The sequence below is a fragment of the Gordonia sp. NPDC127522 genome, assembly GCF_042672305.1.
GTDB lineage: Bacteria > Actinomycetota > Actinomycetes > Mycobacteriales > Mycobacteriaceae > Gordonia > Gordonia hongkongensis.
The window spans coordinates 39,456-53,538 of the sequence record NZ_JBHXVK010000005.1 but is presented as its reverse complement, the minus strand read 5'-3'; the positions used below and the strand labels follow the sequence as shown (position 1 = coordinate 53,538).

Here is a 14,083-nt window from a genome sequence, read left to right as displayed (position 1 = left end):
TCGGATCTGGTGTCGGTCGGATCTGGTGTCAGGGCCCTGGCATGCTCACAGCACGAGGACGGCGGCGGTCGGCGTCATTGGCAGTCTACTGCGGCACCCGGCCGTTTATGCTGAGCCGCATGGCCTATCCGCGGGAGAACCTGGCGTCGGGGGAACGCGTCGTCCTCCATCGGCACCCGCACTGGAAATGCCTGCTCGGGCCGTTCCTGTTGTTCGGGCTCCTCACCGCCGCCGCCGGCGTACTCCTCGGCGTCATCACGTCGTCGGGGTTGCGGTCGACACCGCAGACCGTGCTGCTCATCGCGGTCGCGGCGGTCTGGGCCATCGGCTTCGGCTGGTACTTCGTCCGCCCGCTGATGGCCTGGAAGACAACGCATTTCGTGCTCACCGACCGGCGGGTGATGTTCCGCAACGGAATCATCACCCGATCGGGCATCGACATCCCGATCCGCCGGATCAACACCGTCGAGTTCCGGCACGGCCTCGTCGACCGGATGCTGCGCACCGGCACGCTGGTCATCGAATCGGCCTCCGACGAACCGCTGTCCTTCGACGACATCCCGCAGGTGGAGAGGGTGCACGCGCTGCTGTACCACGAGGTGCTCGACGTCCACGACGACGAAGATCATCCGTGGGACGGGCACCGGCGCGATTCCTACGACCAGGCCGCTGACGGTCCCGCGCACCCCGGTGACCGGGCGGAGAACCGGGGGGGCCGCGACCGATGACGACCGTGCTGCTCGCCGAGGACGACGCCGCGATCGCCGAACCGCTCGCGCGGGCGCTGTCGCGTGAGGGTTACGGCTGCGAGGTGGTCTCGACGGGGGCCGATGCCCTGGAGAAGGCCCTCGACACCCGCTATGAGCTGCTCATCCTCGACCTCGGGCTACCGGTGCTCGACGGCCTGGAGGTGTGCCGGCGGGTTCGGGCCCAGCGTCCCGCGCTCGCGGTGCTGATGCTGACCGCACGCACCGACGAGGTGGATTTCGTGGTCGGCCTCGACGCCGGCGCCGACGACTACGTCGGCAAGCCGTTCCGCCTGGCCGAGCTGCTGGCGCGGGTGCGCGCCCTCCTGCGGCGTCGCCAGCCCGGCGACGTCGTCCTCGAGGGCGGTGCCCTGCGCCTGGACGCGCGGGCGCGCCGGGTCTTGGTGAACGGACACGACCTCACCCTGGCCAACCGCGAATTCGACCTGCTGCGGTTCCTCATGGAACGCGCGGGCGAGGTGGTGACGCGCGAGGAGATCCTCACCGAGGTGTGGGGTTCGGCCGACCTGCGGTCGTCGAAGACCCTGGACATGCACATCTCGTGGCTGCGCCGGAAGATCGGCGACGACCGCCACGACCGTCCCCGCCACATCGTGACCGTGCGCGGCGTCGGATTCCGGTTCGACCCCTAGCCCGCCCATGCGCCGCCGCCTGCTCACGACCATGATCGCCGTCCTGCTGGCGGTCGGCGGGCTGCTGGGCATCCCGCTGAGTGTCGTCGCGTGGTGGTGGGTCGCCGACAACGCGCATCAGGACCTCGACAACCGGCTGAAGGTCGTCGCAGACCAGCTGATCCGGCAGGAGGGGGCCGACGGCCGGATCCCGCCGGAGTCCCTCGACCGCGAGGCGTTCCGGTTGCTGCTGCCGCCGAACGGCAGCCTGATCGTCACCTTTCCCGACCCCACCGGCACCCTGCAGCGCACGGTGGTCGGGGCGGACATCAGCGAGCCCCGACTCTCGGAGTCCATCGCGCTCGGCGCGGCCGGGACGCTGACCCTGTCCATCCCGCGCGACGAGGTGCGCAACGACCAGTTCACCGCCGCCTCGATCGTGGCCGTCATCGTCGTCGCGTCCGTCATCGGCGGCACGCTGGTCGCCGCGGTCACCGCGGGTCGGATCGTCGATCCGCTGACCGATCTCGCCGATCGGGCCGCGACCATGGGCCGGGGCGACTTCCGGACCCAGTGGAAGATGTACGGCATCGCCGAACTCGATCGGGTGTCGCGTGCACTGGCCGACGCGAACGCCGAACTCGCGCTGCGCCTCGAGCGCGAGCGAGAGGTCGCCGGTGACGCCTCCCACCAGTTGCGCAGCCGCCTCACCGCGATCCAGCTGCGCCTGGAGGAACTCTCCCTGCACGACGATCCCGCGGTCGTCACCGAGGCCGAGGCCGCCCTCGATCAGATCGAGCGGCTCGCCGCCGAACTCGACGAGCTGGTCGAGGCGTCCCGGGCCGACGAACCCGCGCCCGAGTTCGTCGACGTGTCGGACATGCTGACGACGCTGGTCGGGGATTTCCGGCATGCCTTCGAGGCGAGGGGCCGCGAACTGCTGGCGACCTTCGACGGCGTCCCGCACGCGCTGACCGCGAACCCGGGTCGTCTCCGCGAGGCGGTCAGTGTGCTGGTGGACAACGCCCTGCAGCACGGCCGCGGGACCTGCCGGATCCACGTCGGCACCCTGCCCGCGGGGGACCTGGTGCGCATCACCGTCGCCGACGAGGGTGACGGGGTCGCCGACGAGATCGCCGCGCACATCTTCCGTCGGGGTTTCTCGGCCGGGCGACGGCCCGGCGCGGGCCGGAGCGGGGTCGGCCTGTCACTCGCGCGGGCATTGATCGAATCCGACGGTGGCCGACTCGAACTGACCGTCCGGCGACCGCCGGTGTTCGCGATCGTCGTGCCCGCGCGGCTGGTCACCGGACGCGATCAGCTCGGCACCGACCGGGGCGACTCCGAACTCGCCGACGAGATCGACGAGAACTCCGGCCGGTCCCCGCGATCGGGCGTCAGGCGTGACCGAGTTCCTCATCGTTGAGCTCGGCGAGCGAGGGGTGCAGGTCGGTCGATCCGGCGTCGCCGCCGCGCAACTGTTCTTCGGGGAAGGCGAACTTGCGCAGTGCCCAGAACCGGAACGCCATCTGCATGAGGTTGCCGATGACGTAGCCGAGCACGAAGTCGATGACCACGATCTCGGACACGCTCAGGTTGGAGCGCATGTCGAAGATGTTGTTGGCGACGAACAGCGGGGCGGCCTGGAGGATGACGCCGATCCCGCTGATGGCGAAGAACAGCATCGCCTCGTGGTGACGTTCGCGGCCGCCGCGGTTCTTGAACGCCCACTCGCGATTGAGGATGTAGCTCAGGATGGTGGCCAGGACGCCGGCGATGACCTTGGCGATGACCGGCTTGGTCTCCAGGACCGTGAGGCTCAGGCTGTAGAAGATGGCGAGGTCGAAGACGAAGGTGGTCCCGCCGACCATCGCGAACTTGATCAGTTCGTGGTGCCGCATCACGAGCCGACGGACCGGCGCTGGGAGGCGGGCGATCATCTCGTCGATCAATGGCACAAGATCCGAGTGTACGAAACGAAACCGCCGGGACACGTGCCGGGCGGTTGTGCGAATGATGCCGCGTACATGCCACGATGGTGCGCGTGAATTCACGCGAGCAGGTCGGCGGTGCCGTGTCCCCGTCGTCGCAGGTGCCGCCGGTCCCTGAATCGGGGCGCCCGGGCGGCCGGGCGTCGGGGATGCCGACCGTGACGATGATCGGCGGTGGTCAGCTCGCTCGGATGACCCACCAGGCCGCCATCGCGCTGGGTCAGTGCCTGCGGGTACTGGCGGCCTCGGAATCCGATCCGGCCGCCCAGGTGAGCGCCGACATCGTCCTGGGGTCGCACGACGACCTCGACGATCTGCGACGCGCCGCGTCCGGGTCGGTCGCGGTGACCTTCGACCACGAGGGTGTCCCGCTGGCGCACCTGCAGGCACTCGAAGCCGACGGCGTCGCGGTGCTGCCGCCGTCGAAGGCGCTGCATTTCGCGCAGGACAAGCTCGCCATGCGGGTCCGGCTGGCCGAACTCGGCCTGCCCGTGCCCGACTTCGCCGACCTGTCCGGGGACCGGGCCGCGGCCCGGTCTCGTCTGATCGAGTTCGGTGAGGCCAACGACTGGGCCATCGTCGTCAAGGCGGTCCGCGGCGGTTACGACGGCCGCGGGGTGTGGCTCGTCGACGGCGCGGACGACGCTCTCGCGGTCTTCGACGAGTACCCCGACGACGCACCGGCGCTGCTCGCCGAACAGAAGGTGCCGATGCGACGAGAGCTGTCGGCGATGATCGCGCGGTCGCCGTTCGGCCAGGGTGGGGCGTGGCCGGTGGTCGAGACCATCCAGCGCAACGGGCAGTGCGCGGTCGTCCTGGCACCGGCTCCCGGGCTCGACGACGAGGTCGCCGCGCACGCACAGCAGATGGCGTTGCGGCTGGCCGACGAGCTCGGCGTGGTCGGTGTCATGGCGATGGAACTCTTCGAGACCGTCGACGGCGAGCTGGTCGTCAACGAGCTGGCGATGCGTCCGCACAACAGCGGGCACTGGACGATGGACGGCGCGGTGACCTCGCAGTTCGAGCAGCACCTGCGCGCCGTCCTCGACTACCCGCTGGGCAGCACGGCACCGAGTGCGCCTCTTACGGTGATGGCCAACATCCTCGGTGCGGCGGACGCGCCGGCGATGTCGATGGACGAGCGGCTGCACCACCTCATGGCCCGGATGCCCGAGGCCAAGGTGCATCTCTACGGCAAGGGCGAGCGATCCGATCGCAAGATCGGGCATGTGAACATCGTCGGGCGCGAAGGGGATTCGCCGGAGTCGGTACGGGAGCGTGCCGAACGCGCGGCCCAGTGGATGTCGCGGGCGACGTGGACCGACGGATGGGATGAACATTCATGAGTGAGACGCACGGCCCGCGGGTGGGCCTGATCATGGGCAGTGATTCGGACTGGCCGACGATGAAGGCGGCCGCCGAGGCGCTCGCCGAGTTCGACGTGCCGTTCCAGGTGGGCGTCGTCTCGGCTCACCGCACGCCGCAGCGCATGCTCGACTACGCGGCCGGCGCGGCGGGCCACGGCATCGAGGTGATCATCGCGGGAGCCGGTGGCGCCGCGCATCTTCCGGGCATGGTCGCGTCGGCGACCCCGCTACCGGTGATCGGGGTACCGGTCCCGCTGCGGCATCTCGACGGACTGGATTCGCTGCTGTCGATCGTGCAGATGCCCGCCGGGGTCCCGGTGGCCACGGTGTCGGTCGGGGGTGCCCGCAACGCCGGGCTGCTCGCGGTCCGGATCCTCGCCGCCGCCGACTCCGACCTGCGCGCCCGGATGGTCGAGTTCCAGCAGGGGCTCGAACAGATGGTTCTCGACAAGGACGCGGCGCTCCAGCAGGAACTGTTGGGGGAGTAGGTCTTCCGTCGATCAGATCGTCGGCTGCAGGCCGAGTTTCGCGGTGAAGAAGTCGATGACCCGATCGTAGGCCTCGCGGGTCGGCTGCCCGGGCTCGTCGCGGAGGTCCTCGGTGAGCACCGAATGTGGCCGCGGCAGCATCGAATCCGGGTTCGCGGACTCGTCGGGTAGTTCGATGCCGATGAAGGCGTCGCCGAGGAGCTCCCGCAGGTACGCGAATCGGGCTCCCGGCACGAGGCGGTCGCCCTGGAAACGTAGACCCATCACCTCCAGGCCGCGTGCGCACCGCGCTTGCACGAGAGCGAGATCCGACTCGCTCACGTCGATGGCCCGCGCGCGTCCCGGCAACACCGCGAACGGCAGTGAGGGCTGGGACAGCACCGGGGCGAGCATCCGCTCGTCGGTGGCCATCGCGAGTGCGAACCCGCCGGTGAAACACATCCCGACGGCACCGACCCCGGGGCCGCCGCACCGGTCGTGTTCGCGGGCGGCCAGCGCCCGCAGCCACGACGCGACCGGTGACGTCTTGCCGGTGGCCAGGATCGTGAACTCGCGGGTGATGCAGGCCCGGGCGATGGTGCCGAGCATGTTCGTCGCCGAGCCGACCGCGCCGAGGGTGTCCGGGCGAGGATCACGACCGTCGACGCCGAACAGCGACGGCAGCACCGCGGTGGCGCCCGCCCCGGCCACCCGGCGCGCGACGTCGGCGACCTTGGGGCTGATCCCCGGCATCTCGGCGATGACGATGACGGCGGGACCGCTGCCGAGGCGATGCACCCGGCGGGTGGTCCCGTACAGGGTCACGTCCTCGGCGTCGAAGTCGTCGAGCGGGTCGTCGGCCATCAGATCACGCCGCGTGCACTGTGCCGAGGAGTGCGGAGTCGAACAGTCGCGCCGGGATGCGGGCACCTCGGGCGATGTCCGGCGAGTCCGACGGCACCACCCGCGGACCGGTCACCCGGTAGTGCCGGTTCTTGCGGATCAGGCCGAAGGTCCCGGCGGCCTGCACGTTGCGGACCCAGTCGGTGTGCCGCCCGTACGTGAGGATGATGGTGAGCCGATCGCCGTCGACCCACGCCATCACCGGGATGGAGTAGTGCCTGCCCGACTTGCGTCCGACGTGCTCGACCATCGCGTACGGAGCCAGTCGGGGCGCCCATTGTCGCTGGATGGGGTTGGTCACTCGCTTGTTCAGCCGGGCCACCGCGCGGGGGATTCGCATGTCCCCACTGTGCCCGATCGGCGGCGAGCCCGCCGGGGGTTCACGACAGGACCAGCGTGGCCTTCTCCATCTCGGCGATGGCCGCGACCCGTTCCGGGGTGGCCGCGGAGACGTGGACGAGGCTGCCGCCCGCCAGCAGAGGTGCCAGGAGGTGAGCGATCACCCGGTCGCCCGAATACCACGGCCGGGTGGACACCACGCGGGCGCCCGGTCCGATTCCCTCGCGCTCGGCCGTCGCCCGGGCGTCGTCGAGCACCTCGTCGATGGGGGCGCCCTCGAGAGTTGCCGATACCGGGTAGCGGGACGAGTACTGATCTCCGTGGACCCGGACGACGCTGCCGTAGTCACCGACACCGGGCGGCAGATCGCGCAGCGGCAACGCGAACGGATCGAGCGATGCGACCACGACCTCGTCGACGTCGGGATAACTGTCGAGGCGGTCGCGGCTGGTGAACAGGACCATCCCGTCGTCGGGGGTGTCGAAATGCACCTCGGCGCCCGCCCAGAGCGCGCCCAACACGATGCCGGCCGTCTGCCAGTGCTCGGGCAGGTCGACCCCGACGAAGGCGCCGTCGATGATGCCGATCTCGTCGACCAGATAGTTCGCGGTCTTCGCCGCCCAGTTGCCCAGCGTGGCGCCCGACAGTTCGGTGCGCTCACCTGTGGAATCGTCGTAGTAGGTCAGCAGCGGACGCGAATGATCCGCGACCGCGGCGAAGATCGCGTCGGTGACAGTGTTCGGAGTCAGTTCACGCACATCGGCCCCTCGTTGCCCGCGGTGATCGGCGGGCGCTTGTTGCCGACGCGCTCGCTCGCCGGGGTGTTGTCGGTCTGGTCGCCGGTGTCGCTGATCGAGCCCGGACCGGCGTAGGTGTTGGTGAGCACCACCTTCAGCTGATCGTCGCCGAGGGCGGGATCGGCGACGACCTCGGCGCCGCCGAGATCCTTGGCGAGAAGCCGAGCGGCGTCGCTCTCGTCCTTGGCGTACACGATCGAGTCCTTCGTGTCGGCCTTGCCGCTGGAGGTGGCTCCGACCCGGAAACCCTTGTTGGTCAGGATGTTCGCGACGTTCGAGGCGAGCCCGTCGATGGTGCCGGCGTTGACCACGTCGACCATGTAGTCGCCGCGCTGCACCCCCTGCGACTGCTTCGGGGCCAGCAGGTCGTCGGTGAACGTCTGGACCTCGCGCGGGTCCACCTGGACGACGCTCTGCTGACCGTCCTCGCTCCAGCCCTGCTCGGTCACGATCGGGATGGTCGCGAACTTCACCCGGCCGCCGCTGAGGTCTTTCAGCTGCTCCGCGAACCGGATGATGTCCCAGTCGTCGTCGATGACCACCGACCGCGACACCGCGTCCTGCAGCTCCGACAGCTTGCCCGGATCGGTCAGGGTGTTCGCCGAGATGATCTTCTGCGTGAGCGACGCCATGAACGCCTGCTGGCGGGTGATGCGGTCGAGATCGCCGCGGGGGAGGCCGTGGCGCTGGCGCACGAAGCTGAGCGCCTTGGGCCCGTCGAGAGTCTGACGGCCGGCGCGGAACCGCGCGCCGGTGAAGGGATCCCGGACCGCGTTGTTCAGGCAGACGTCGATGCCGCCGGCCGCGTTCGTCAACAGCACGAACCCCAGCAGGCCCACCTCCGCGTAGTGGTCGACCTGCACGCCGGTCAGGTTGGCGACGGTGTCCACCAACGCCTTCCGGCCCGCCAGGGTGCCCTCGGACTCGGCCTCGCCCTCCGACTTGCCATCGGTGACCGCTTGCGCGCGAACGGTTTCGCGCGTCGTTCCGTAGGCGGCGTTGATCTTGCTCATGCCGACACCGGGTACGTCGACGTACGAGTCGCGGGGGATCGAGATCGCGGTCGCCGACGAGCCGTCGTCGGGGATGCGGATCAGCAGGATGGTGTCGGTGTTGGTCGCTACCTCGTCTCCCGACCGCAGGAGTCGGAGTTCCTCCGGCGACAGCGGATTGCCCTTGGCGTCGGTCCGCGAGTCGGTGCCCACGAGGAGGATGTCGACGGCCCCGTCTTCGGCGCCACCGCCGAGATCGAGTCCGCCGAGCTGGGTGATGCGGGTCTGCAGATCCGACATCGTGTTCCAGGCGTATCCGGTGCACAACAGCACCGCCACCGAGGCGACCGCGATGAGCGCACGACCCCAGCCAGCCCCCGGGGTGCGGGCACTCGTTCGCCGACTGTCATCGGGGGGGACGCTCGGCGGAGCCGATGTTGCTGGTTTCGCCGTCTTCGCCGTCTTCGCCGGCTTCCGGCGGTCGCCGGACTTCGGTTCGCCCGGCTTCCGCTCGGACGTCCGCTTCGCGGCCGGGGCCGGGCGGGTGTGGATCTCGCCGGAGGTGCGCCGGACGGGCCGCGGCTCGCCTGGGCGGCGCTGCCGGGTCGGGGTGGGTTCCACGGCTTCTGGCGTGGCTCGTCGACCGCCGGGGGCGCGACGTTCGGAGTTGCGGGGGTCGGCGGCCGGCCGACGCCGGGGGTCGCGTGGATCGGCAGCGCGACGTCGCGGGTCCGGCGGGGGCTGGCGTCGCGCTCGGGGTGGGGGATTGCCCGGTTCACCGGGGAGCGGTGCGGCGCGCCGCGAGGATTCGCGTCCATCTGGTCCACCGTCGTACGGGGGCCGGGCCGGGCGCCTGCGCGCACCGGGCTCCGGAGCGCGCCGATCGCCGGGCATCGGCTGACGCCCGTCCGGACCCGGCCGTGCCGGACCGCGCGGCTGCGCGCGCCGACGCGGGCCGTCGGATGGTGAATCCACTGGTGAGCGGTCCCTTTCGAGGTCGGCACATCGGGTCCGGGGTGTCCGCGGCGAGCGTTACGCCTGAGGATGTCGATGCTGATGTGCAAGGCGGGTCGGCTGTTGTGTGCTGTCGCCAGGCTACTGAAGTGATTCGCGAATTCGAGAACGCAACGCCGGTCGCGTGAGTAGCCGTCGTCACGTGTGCCGGCGAGCGCGTCGCCGCGTGGGTACCGCCGGACTCCGGCACGATGGTGCCCATGCGTGTGACGCCGAGCAACCCCACCGTGTACATCGTCGGCGCCGGCGGGCAGCTGGGGACCGCCCTGCAAGCGCGGTCGAGCGAGGTTCCCGACGTCGTCGTGCGGCCGCTCACCTCAGCCGACGTCGACATCGCCGACCCGACCTCGGTGGCCGCCGCGCTCGGCGACCTCGGCCCCGACGACATCGTGGTGAACTGCGCGGCCTACACCGACGTCGACGGAGCCGAGGCCGACGCGGAAGGCGCGCGGCGGGTCAACACCACCGGACCCGAGGTGCTCGCGCGCCGGACCGCCGACGCCGGCGCGTGGTTCGTGCACGTGTCGACCGACTACGTGTTCCCCGGGGCCGCCGCGGAGGGTTCCCGGCCGGTCGAGCGGAGCGGTTACGAACCCGACGACGTGAGCGGAACGCCCGCGACCGTGTACGGCCGCACCAAACTCGACGGCGAACGCGCCGCACTGTCGGCGGATCCGCGGGCCACCGTCGTGCGGACGGCATGGGTCTACACCGGCGGACCCGACAGCCGCGACTTCGTCGGCACGATGCGGCGGCTCGAACAGTCGCGGGAGACGGTGTCGGTCGTCGACGACCAGCTCGGGTCCCCGACCTACTCCTACGACCTCGCCGACGGGCTCTGGGAACTCGTCGTCGCGGGCCCGCGCGACGAGGTCTGTGGCGCGGTGCTGCATGCGACGAACTCGGGCACGGCCACCTGGTTCGACGTCGCCCGCGGGGTCTTCGAAGAGGTCGGGGCGCAGCCCGACCGGGTCCTGCCCACGACGACCGCCGAGTTCCCGCGCCCGGCGCCGCGGCCGGCGTTCTCGGTGCTCTCCGGCCACTCCTGGGAGGCCGCCGGCCTCACCCCGCTCCGGCCGTGGCGACCCGCGCTGCACGCGGCGATCGCCGCGTCGGACGCCGACACCGGTTCGTTACCCTGAGCGGCGTGCCAGTTCAGCCAGCCGTGGTGACGGTGACCTACTTCTCCGGCGATCACCTCGTGACCTTCCTGCGCAGCCTCGACGCGGTCACCGACGTCATGCCGCAGGTCATCATCGCCGACAACGGGTCCGACGACGGCGCGCCCGAACGGGCCGAGCTGGAGTACGACACGGTCACGCTGGTCCGGACCGGCGGCAACATCGGCTACGGCGGTGCGATGAACCGCGGTGTCGCCGAGCTCGACCCGGATGTCGAGTTCGTGCTCATCTCCAATCCGGATGTCGAATGGAAGCCCGGTGCCATCGACGAGCTGATGGCCGCCGCGCAGCGCTGGCCGCGAGCGGGTTCGCTCGGTCCGCTCATCCGCGAACCCGACGGCTCGATCTACCCCTCGGCGCGGCGCGTTCCCGACCTCGTGTCGGGGACCGGACACGCGATCCTCGGCACGGTGTGGAAGTCCAATCCGTGGACCGCGGCCTACCGCGCGGACGACGAGACACCGTCGGAACGTCCGGTCGGGTGGCTGTCGGGCTCGTGCCTGCTCGTGCGGCGCGAGGCCTTCGACGCCATCGGCGGCTTCGACGCCCGCTACTTCATGTACATGGAGGACGTCGATCTCGGCGACCGCCTCGGCAAGGCCGGGTGGCAGAACGTCTATGTGCCGAGCGCGGAGGTCGTGCACACCAAGGGGCACAGCGCCGGCCGGCATCCGGAGAAGATGCTGCCCGCCCACCACCGTAGTGCCTACCGGTTCCAGGCGGACCGCAATCCGGGACCGTGGCGGGCGCCGCTGCGCCTGGCGTTGCGCATCGGCCTGGAGGTCCGATCCCGGCTCGCCGTGCGCGCGGCGCGACGCGCGTCGGCGAGCGAGAACTCCCGATGAATGCTGAAGTGAACACCAGTCACCTCGAGGAAGGACCCGATCCAGTGGACAACTACACCGTGCGTGAGTCGGTGGAAAGACCGTCCGTGGGGGGATCGGACAACATCAGGGAGGACGTCGAGGCCGTCGTCCTCGTCGGCGGGAAGGGAACCCGCCTGCGCCCACTCACCCTGTCCGCGCCGAAACCGATGCTGCCCACCGCCGGGCTGCCGTTCCTGACCCATCTGCTGTCCCGTATCCGGGCGGCCGGTATCCGCGACATCGTGCTCAGCACCTCGTTCAAGGCCGAGGTCTTCAGCGAGTACTACGGCGACGGTTCGAAGCTGGGTCTGCGCATGCGCTACGTCACCGAAGACGAGCCGCTGGGCACCGGCGGCGGAATCCGCAACGTCCTCGACGAACTGACCGCCAGCACGATCGTGGTGTTCAACGGCGACGTCCTCGGCGGCACCGATGTCGGCGACGTCATCGACAGTCACCGCGCCGCCGACGCCGACGTCACCATCCACCTCGTGCGGGTCAGCGACCCACGCGCGTTCGGCTGCGTCCCGACCGACGCCGACGGCCGGGTCACCGCGTTCCTGGAGAAGACCCAGGACCCGCCGACCGACCAGATCAATGCCGGCACCTATGTGTTCAAGCGCGAGGTCATCGAATCCATCCCGGCCGGCCTGCCGGTGTCGGTCGAGCGCGAGGTGTTCCCCCGGCTGCTCGCCGAGGGCAGTCACGTCCATGCACACGTCGATCACGCGTACTGGCGGGACATGGGTACGCCCGAGGACTTCGTCCGCGGCTCGGCCGACCTCGTCCGCGGGATCGCGCCGTCGCCCGCCCTGGGGGACCGTCGCGGCGAGTCCCTCGTTCACGAAGGCGCGGGAGTGGGCCCGGGTGCCCTCCTGATCGGCGGCACGGTGGTCGGCCGTGGCGCCGAGGTCGGCCCGCGCGCCCGTCTCGACGGCGCGGTCGTCTTCGACGGCGCCGTGATCGAGGCCGGCGCGGTCGTGGAACGGTCGATCATCGGCTTCGGTGCCCGCATCGGGCCGCGTGCGCTGGTCCGGGACACGGTCATCGGCGACGGCGCCGACATCGGCGCCCGCTGCGAGTTGCTGCGCGGCGCCCGGGTGTGGCCGGGAATCGAGATCCCCGACAACGGGATCCGGTTCTCGACGGACGTCTAGTCCGGTCGGGGCGGCCGTTAGCGGATCTTCGCGGCGGCGAGCACGCCGGGCCCGAGCGGGATGACCACGGGAAGCAGCTGCTCGTCGTCGGCGATCAGCAGGGCCGCCTCGCGGGCCGCCGCCGTCGGCGGTTCGGTGCGGGCCGGGTCGCCGACCGTTCCGTGCGCGGTCGCGTTGTGGACGACCACGACACCTCCCGGTCGCAACATCCGGACGGCCTCGCGCACGAACCTGGGCAGGTCCAGCAGTGGTCCGTCCACGAAGACCAGGTCGTAGGACGCGTCGGACAACCGCGGCAGCACCTCGACCGGCGTGCCGTTGATGAGCCGGGTGCGGCCCGGGGCGATGTCGGCGCCGGCGAACGACGCCCGCGCGGCCCGGTGATGTTCGGGCTCGGGATCGATCGTGGTCAGCACGCCGTCGGCCGACATGCCGTTGAGCAGCCAGAGGCCGCTCACCCCGGTGCCGGTCCCGATCTCCACGACGGCGCGCGCATCGGCCGCGCGGGCCAGCAGAGCCAGCAGCGCGCCGACCGCCGGGCTGACCGGTGTCGCGCCGAGCTCCTCGGCGCGAGCGCGGGCGGCGATGACGGCGTCGTCCTCGACGATGGCCGACTCGGCGTAGGCGATCAGGTCGGGGCGTGTGGACGGCGTTGACTCGGTCACGCGTCGAGGTTAGTCCGGCCCCGCGGCGGAACCCGATCCGGCACGCCAGACCTGGGCGAATCCGGTCGGGGCGAGACCGCCGATGCATCCTCAGGCAACACTCAGGCGCCTCATACGGCGGCCACACTCCGATAGGAGAGGGTGAGAGCTGTTCCGGTTGGGACAGGTCCCGGGAGGTCGGTGTGAACCCCCTGGCAGCTCGGGAATACCCAGCCGGAATCATCCGTTCGTCTTCGGTGAGTGCTTGGGTCACCGGGTGCGTGTTTCACGAGAGAGGAACCGACCACCGACCATGACCGATCCCCGCGATCCCGCCGACGCCGTGCCCGCCGTTCCGGCGGGCACCGCAGGTTTCGACGCCACCGGCGACGAACTGCTCATGCCGTCCTGGGATGACCTGGTCCGCGAACACGCCGACCGCGTCTACCGTCTGGCCTACCGTCTGTCGGGGAATCAGCACGACGCCGAGGACCTCACGCAGGAGACCTTCATCCGGGTCTTCCGCTCTTTGTCGAACTACCGTCCCGGCACCTTCGAGGGCTGGTTGCACCGCATCACCACCAATCTGTTCCTCGACATGGTCCGTCGCCGCAGCAAGATCCGGATGGAAGCCCTGCCCGAGGAGTACGACCGGGTGCCGGCCGACACCCCGGATCCGCAGCAGGTCTTCGACGCGACGAACCTCGACCCCGACCTGCAGCGCGCCCTGGACTCGCTGGCGCCCGACTTCCGCGCGGCCGTGGTGCTGTGTGACATCGAGGGCCTGTCCTACGAGGAGATCTCCGCGACCCTCGGTGTCAAGCTGGGTACCGTCCGCAGCCGCATCCATCGCGGTCGGCAGAGCATCCGCGACGCCCTCGCGGCCCAGGGCCACACCAGCAGCCGTTCGGTCGCGCTCGGCTCGCACGCCTGAGGTCGCTGCCCGGGAACCCTGCTCCGCCGAGCGTCGTTGGGAGTCTCGGATAC

The 14,083-nt window shown here is 70.5% G+C and carries 15 protein-coding genes; 9 read left to right on the top strand and 6 right to left on the bottom strand.

Going from position 1 to position 14,083, the window contains the following annotated elements; all coding sequences use genetic code 11:
- The first annotated feature begins 119 nt into the window (after window positions 1–119).
- From ACFVHY_RS11870 to ACFVHY_RS11860, 3 genes are read left to right on the top strand one after another with little or no spacing between them, the layout of a single operon-like run.
- The gene (locus ACFVHY_RS11870) at window positions 120–728 is read left to right on the top strand and encodes a PH domain-containing protein (protein WP_390271945.1); all 609 of its coding nucleotides are present in this window, start codon (window positions 120–122) and stop codon (window positions 726–728) included.
- Window positions 725–1,399, top strand: a complete 675-nt coding sequence (locus ACFVHY_RS11865; RefSeq protein WP_004572230.1) for a response regulator transcription factor — start codon at window positions 725–727, stop codon at window positions 1,397–1,399. Before ACFVHY_RS11870 ends, ACFVHY_RS11865 begins: the two co-directional genes overlap by 4 nt.
- Before the next feature lie 7 nt (window positions 1,400–1,406).
- A complete protein-coding gene (locus ACFVHY_RS11860) occupies window positions 1,407–2,804 on the top strand; it encodes a sensor histidine kinase (RefSeq protein WP_390271943.1) in 1,398 nt (465 codons plus the stop codon).
- Here the strand turns inward: ACFVHY_RS11860 and ACFVHY_RS11855 are convergent.
- Window positions 2,776–3,336 (bottom strand): GtrA family protein, encoded by a 561-nt coding sequence (locus ACFVHY_RS11855; RefSeq protein ID WP_390271941.1) that lies wholly within the window; start codon window positions 3,334–3,336, stop codon window positions 2,776–2,778. The two genes, ACFVHY_RS11860 and ACFVHY_RS11855, sit on opposite strands and share 29 nt — an antisense overlap.
- Before the next feature lie 182 nt (window positions 3,337–3,518).
- Between ACFVHY_RS11855 and ACFVHY_RS11850 the strand changes: the two genes are divergently transcribed.
- Window positions 3,519–4,715: a 5-(carboxyamino)imidazole ribonucleotide synthase gene (locus tag ACFVHY_RS11850; RefSeq protein WP_390272230.1), complete on the top strand. Its 1,197-nt coding sequence runs from the start codon at window positions 3,519–3,521 to the stop codon at window positions 4,713–4,715.
- On the top strand, window positions 4,712–5,224 hold the full coding sequence (gene purE, locus ACFVHY_RS11845) for a 5-(carboxyamino)imidazole ribonucleotide mutase (protein ID WP_390271939.1): 513 nt from the start codon (window positions 4,712–4,714) through the stop codon (window positions 5,222–5,224). The genes ACFVHY_RS11850 and purE overlap by 4 nt, the downstream gene beginning before the upstream one ends.
- 12 nt (window positions 5,225–5,236) lie before the next feature.
- Here purE and ACFVHY_RS11840 read toward each other — a convergent pair whose 3' ends face one another.
- From ACFVHY_RS11840 to ACFVHY_RS11825, 4 genes are read right to left on the bottom strand one after another with little or no spacing between them, the layout of a single operon-like run.
- Window positions 5,237–6,067, bottom strand: a complete 831-nt coding sequence (locus tag ACFVHY_RS11840) for a dienelactone hydrolase family protein (RefSeq protein ID WP_390271937.1) — start codon at window positions 6,065–6,067, stop codon at window positions 5,237–5,239.
- A gap of 4 nt (window positions 6,068–6,071) precedes the next feature.
- Complete coding sequence (locus ACFVHY_RS11835; RefSeq protein ID WP_390271935.1) at window positions 6,072–6,446, bottom strand: nitroreductase family deazaflavin-dependent oxidoreductase; 375 nt, start codon at window positions 6,444–6,446, stop codon at window positions 6,072–6,074.
- A gap of 40 nt (window positions 6,447–6,486) precedes the next feature.
- Window positions 6,487–7,203, bottom strand: a complete 717-nt coding sequence (locus tag ACFVHY_RS11830) for a TIGR03089 family protein (protein WP_390271933.1) — start codon at window positions 7,201–7,203, stop codon at window positions 6,487–6,489.
- A complete protein-coding gene (locus ACFVHY_RS11825; RefSeq protein WP_390272228.1) occupies window positions 7,191–9,128 on the bottom strand; it encodes an LCP family protein in 1,938 nt (645 codons plus the stop codon). Before ACFVHY_RS11825 ends, ACFVHY_RS11830 begins: the two co-directional genes overlap by 13 nt.
- Window positions 9,129–9,439: 311 nt before the next feature.
- Between ACFVHY_RS11825 and rfbD the strand changes: the two genes are divergently transcribed.
- Genes rfbD through ACFVHY_RS11810 form a run of 3 tightly spaced genes read left to right on the top strand, consistent with a single transcriptional unit; the run spans window position 9,440 to window position 12,452 of the window.
- Window positions 9,440–10,390 carry a dTDP-4-dehydrorhamnose reductase gene (gene rfbD / locus ACFVHY_RS11820; RefSeq protein ID WP_390271931.1) on the top strand — a complete coding sequence of 317 codons (951 nt, stop codon included), beginning with the start codon at window positions 9,440–9,442 and terminating at the stop codon, window positions 10,388–10,390.
- A gap of 5 nt (window positions 10,391–10,395) precedes the next feature.
- Window positions 10,396–11,274 (top strand): glycosyltransferase family 2 protein, encoded by an 879-nt coding sequence (locus ACFVHY_RS11815; protein WP_390271929.1) that lies wholly within the window; start codon window positions 10,396–10,398, stop codon window positions 11,272–11,274.
- A 44-nt stretch (window positions 11,275–11,318) separates the two neighbouring features.
- Window positions 11,319–12,452, top strand: coding sequence for a sugar phosphate nucleotidyltransferase (locus ACFVHY_RS11810; protein ID WP_055475036.1), 1,134 nt, complete (start codon window positions 11,319–11,321; stop codon window positions 12,450–12,452).
- A 17-nt stretch (window positions 12,453–12,469) separates the two neighbouring features.
- On the opposite strand, the gene ACFVHY_RS11805 is transcribed toward ACFVHY_RS11810, so the two are convergent.
- The gene (locus ACFVHY_RS11805) at window positions 12,470–13,117 is read right to left on the bottom strand and encodes an O-methyltransferase (RefSeq protein WP_055475035.1); all 648 of its coding nucleotides are present in this window, start codon (window positions 13,115–13,117) and stop codon (window positions 12,470–12,472) included.
- 292 nt (window positions 13,118–13,409) lie between these two features.
- On the opposite strand from ACFVHY_RS11805, the gene sigE reads away from it, so the two are divergent.
- On the top strand, window positions 13,410–14,030 hold the full coding sequence (gene sigE, locus ACFVHY_RS11800) for an RNA polymerase sigma factor SigE (RefSeq protein ID WP_055475034.1): 621 nt from the start codon (window positions 13,410–13,412) through the stop codon (window positions 14,028–14,030).
- The last annotated feature ends 53 nt before the right edge of the window (window positions 14,031–14,083 follow it).

Coding starts and splice junctions, on each gene's coding strand:
- ACFVHY_RS11870 (WP_390271945.1), top strand. CDS start 120: ATGGCCTATCCGCGGGAGAACCTGGCGTCGGGGGAACGCGTCGTCCTC.
- ACFVHY_RS11865 (WP_004572230.1), top strand. CDS start 725: ATGACGACCGTGCTGCTCGCCGAGGACGACGCCGCGATCGCCGAACCG.
- ACFVHY_RS11860 (WP_390271943.1), top strand. CDS start 1,407: ATGCGCCGCCGCCTGCTCACGACCATGATCGCCGTCCTGCTGGCGGTC.
- ACFVHY_RS11850 (WP_390272230.1), top strand. CDS start 3,519: ATGCCGACCGTGACGATGATCGGCGGTGGTCAGCTCGCTCGGATGACC.
- purE (WP_390271939.1), top strand. CDS start 4,712: ATGAGTGAGACGCACGGCCCGCGGGTGGGCCTGATCATGGGCAGTGAT.
- ACFVHY_RS11840 (WP_390271937.1), bottom strand. CDS start 6,067: ATGGCCGACGACCCGCTCGACGACTTCGACGCCGAGGACGTGACCCTG.
- ACFVHY_RS11835 (WP_390271935.1), bottom strand. CDS start 6,446: ATGCGAATCCCCCGCGCGGTGGCCCGGCTGAACAAGCGAGTGACCAAC.
- ACFVHY_RS11825 (WP_390272228.1), bottom strand. CDS start 9,128: ATGCCCGGCGATCGGCGCGCTCCGGAGCCCGGTGCGCGCAGGCGCCCG.
- rfbD (WP_390271931.1), top strand. CDS start 9,440: ATGGTGCCCATGCGTGTGACGCCGAGCAACCCCACCGTGTACATCGTC.
- sigE (WP_055475034.1), top strand. CDS start 13,410: ATGACCGATCCCCGCGATCCCGCCGACGCCGTGCCCGCCGTTCCGGCG.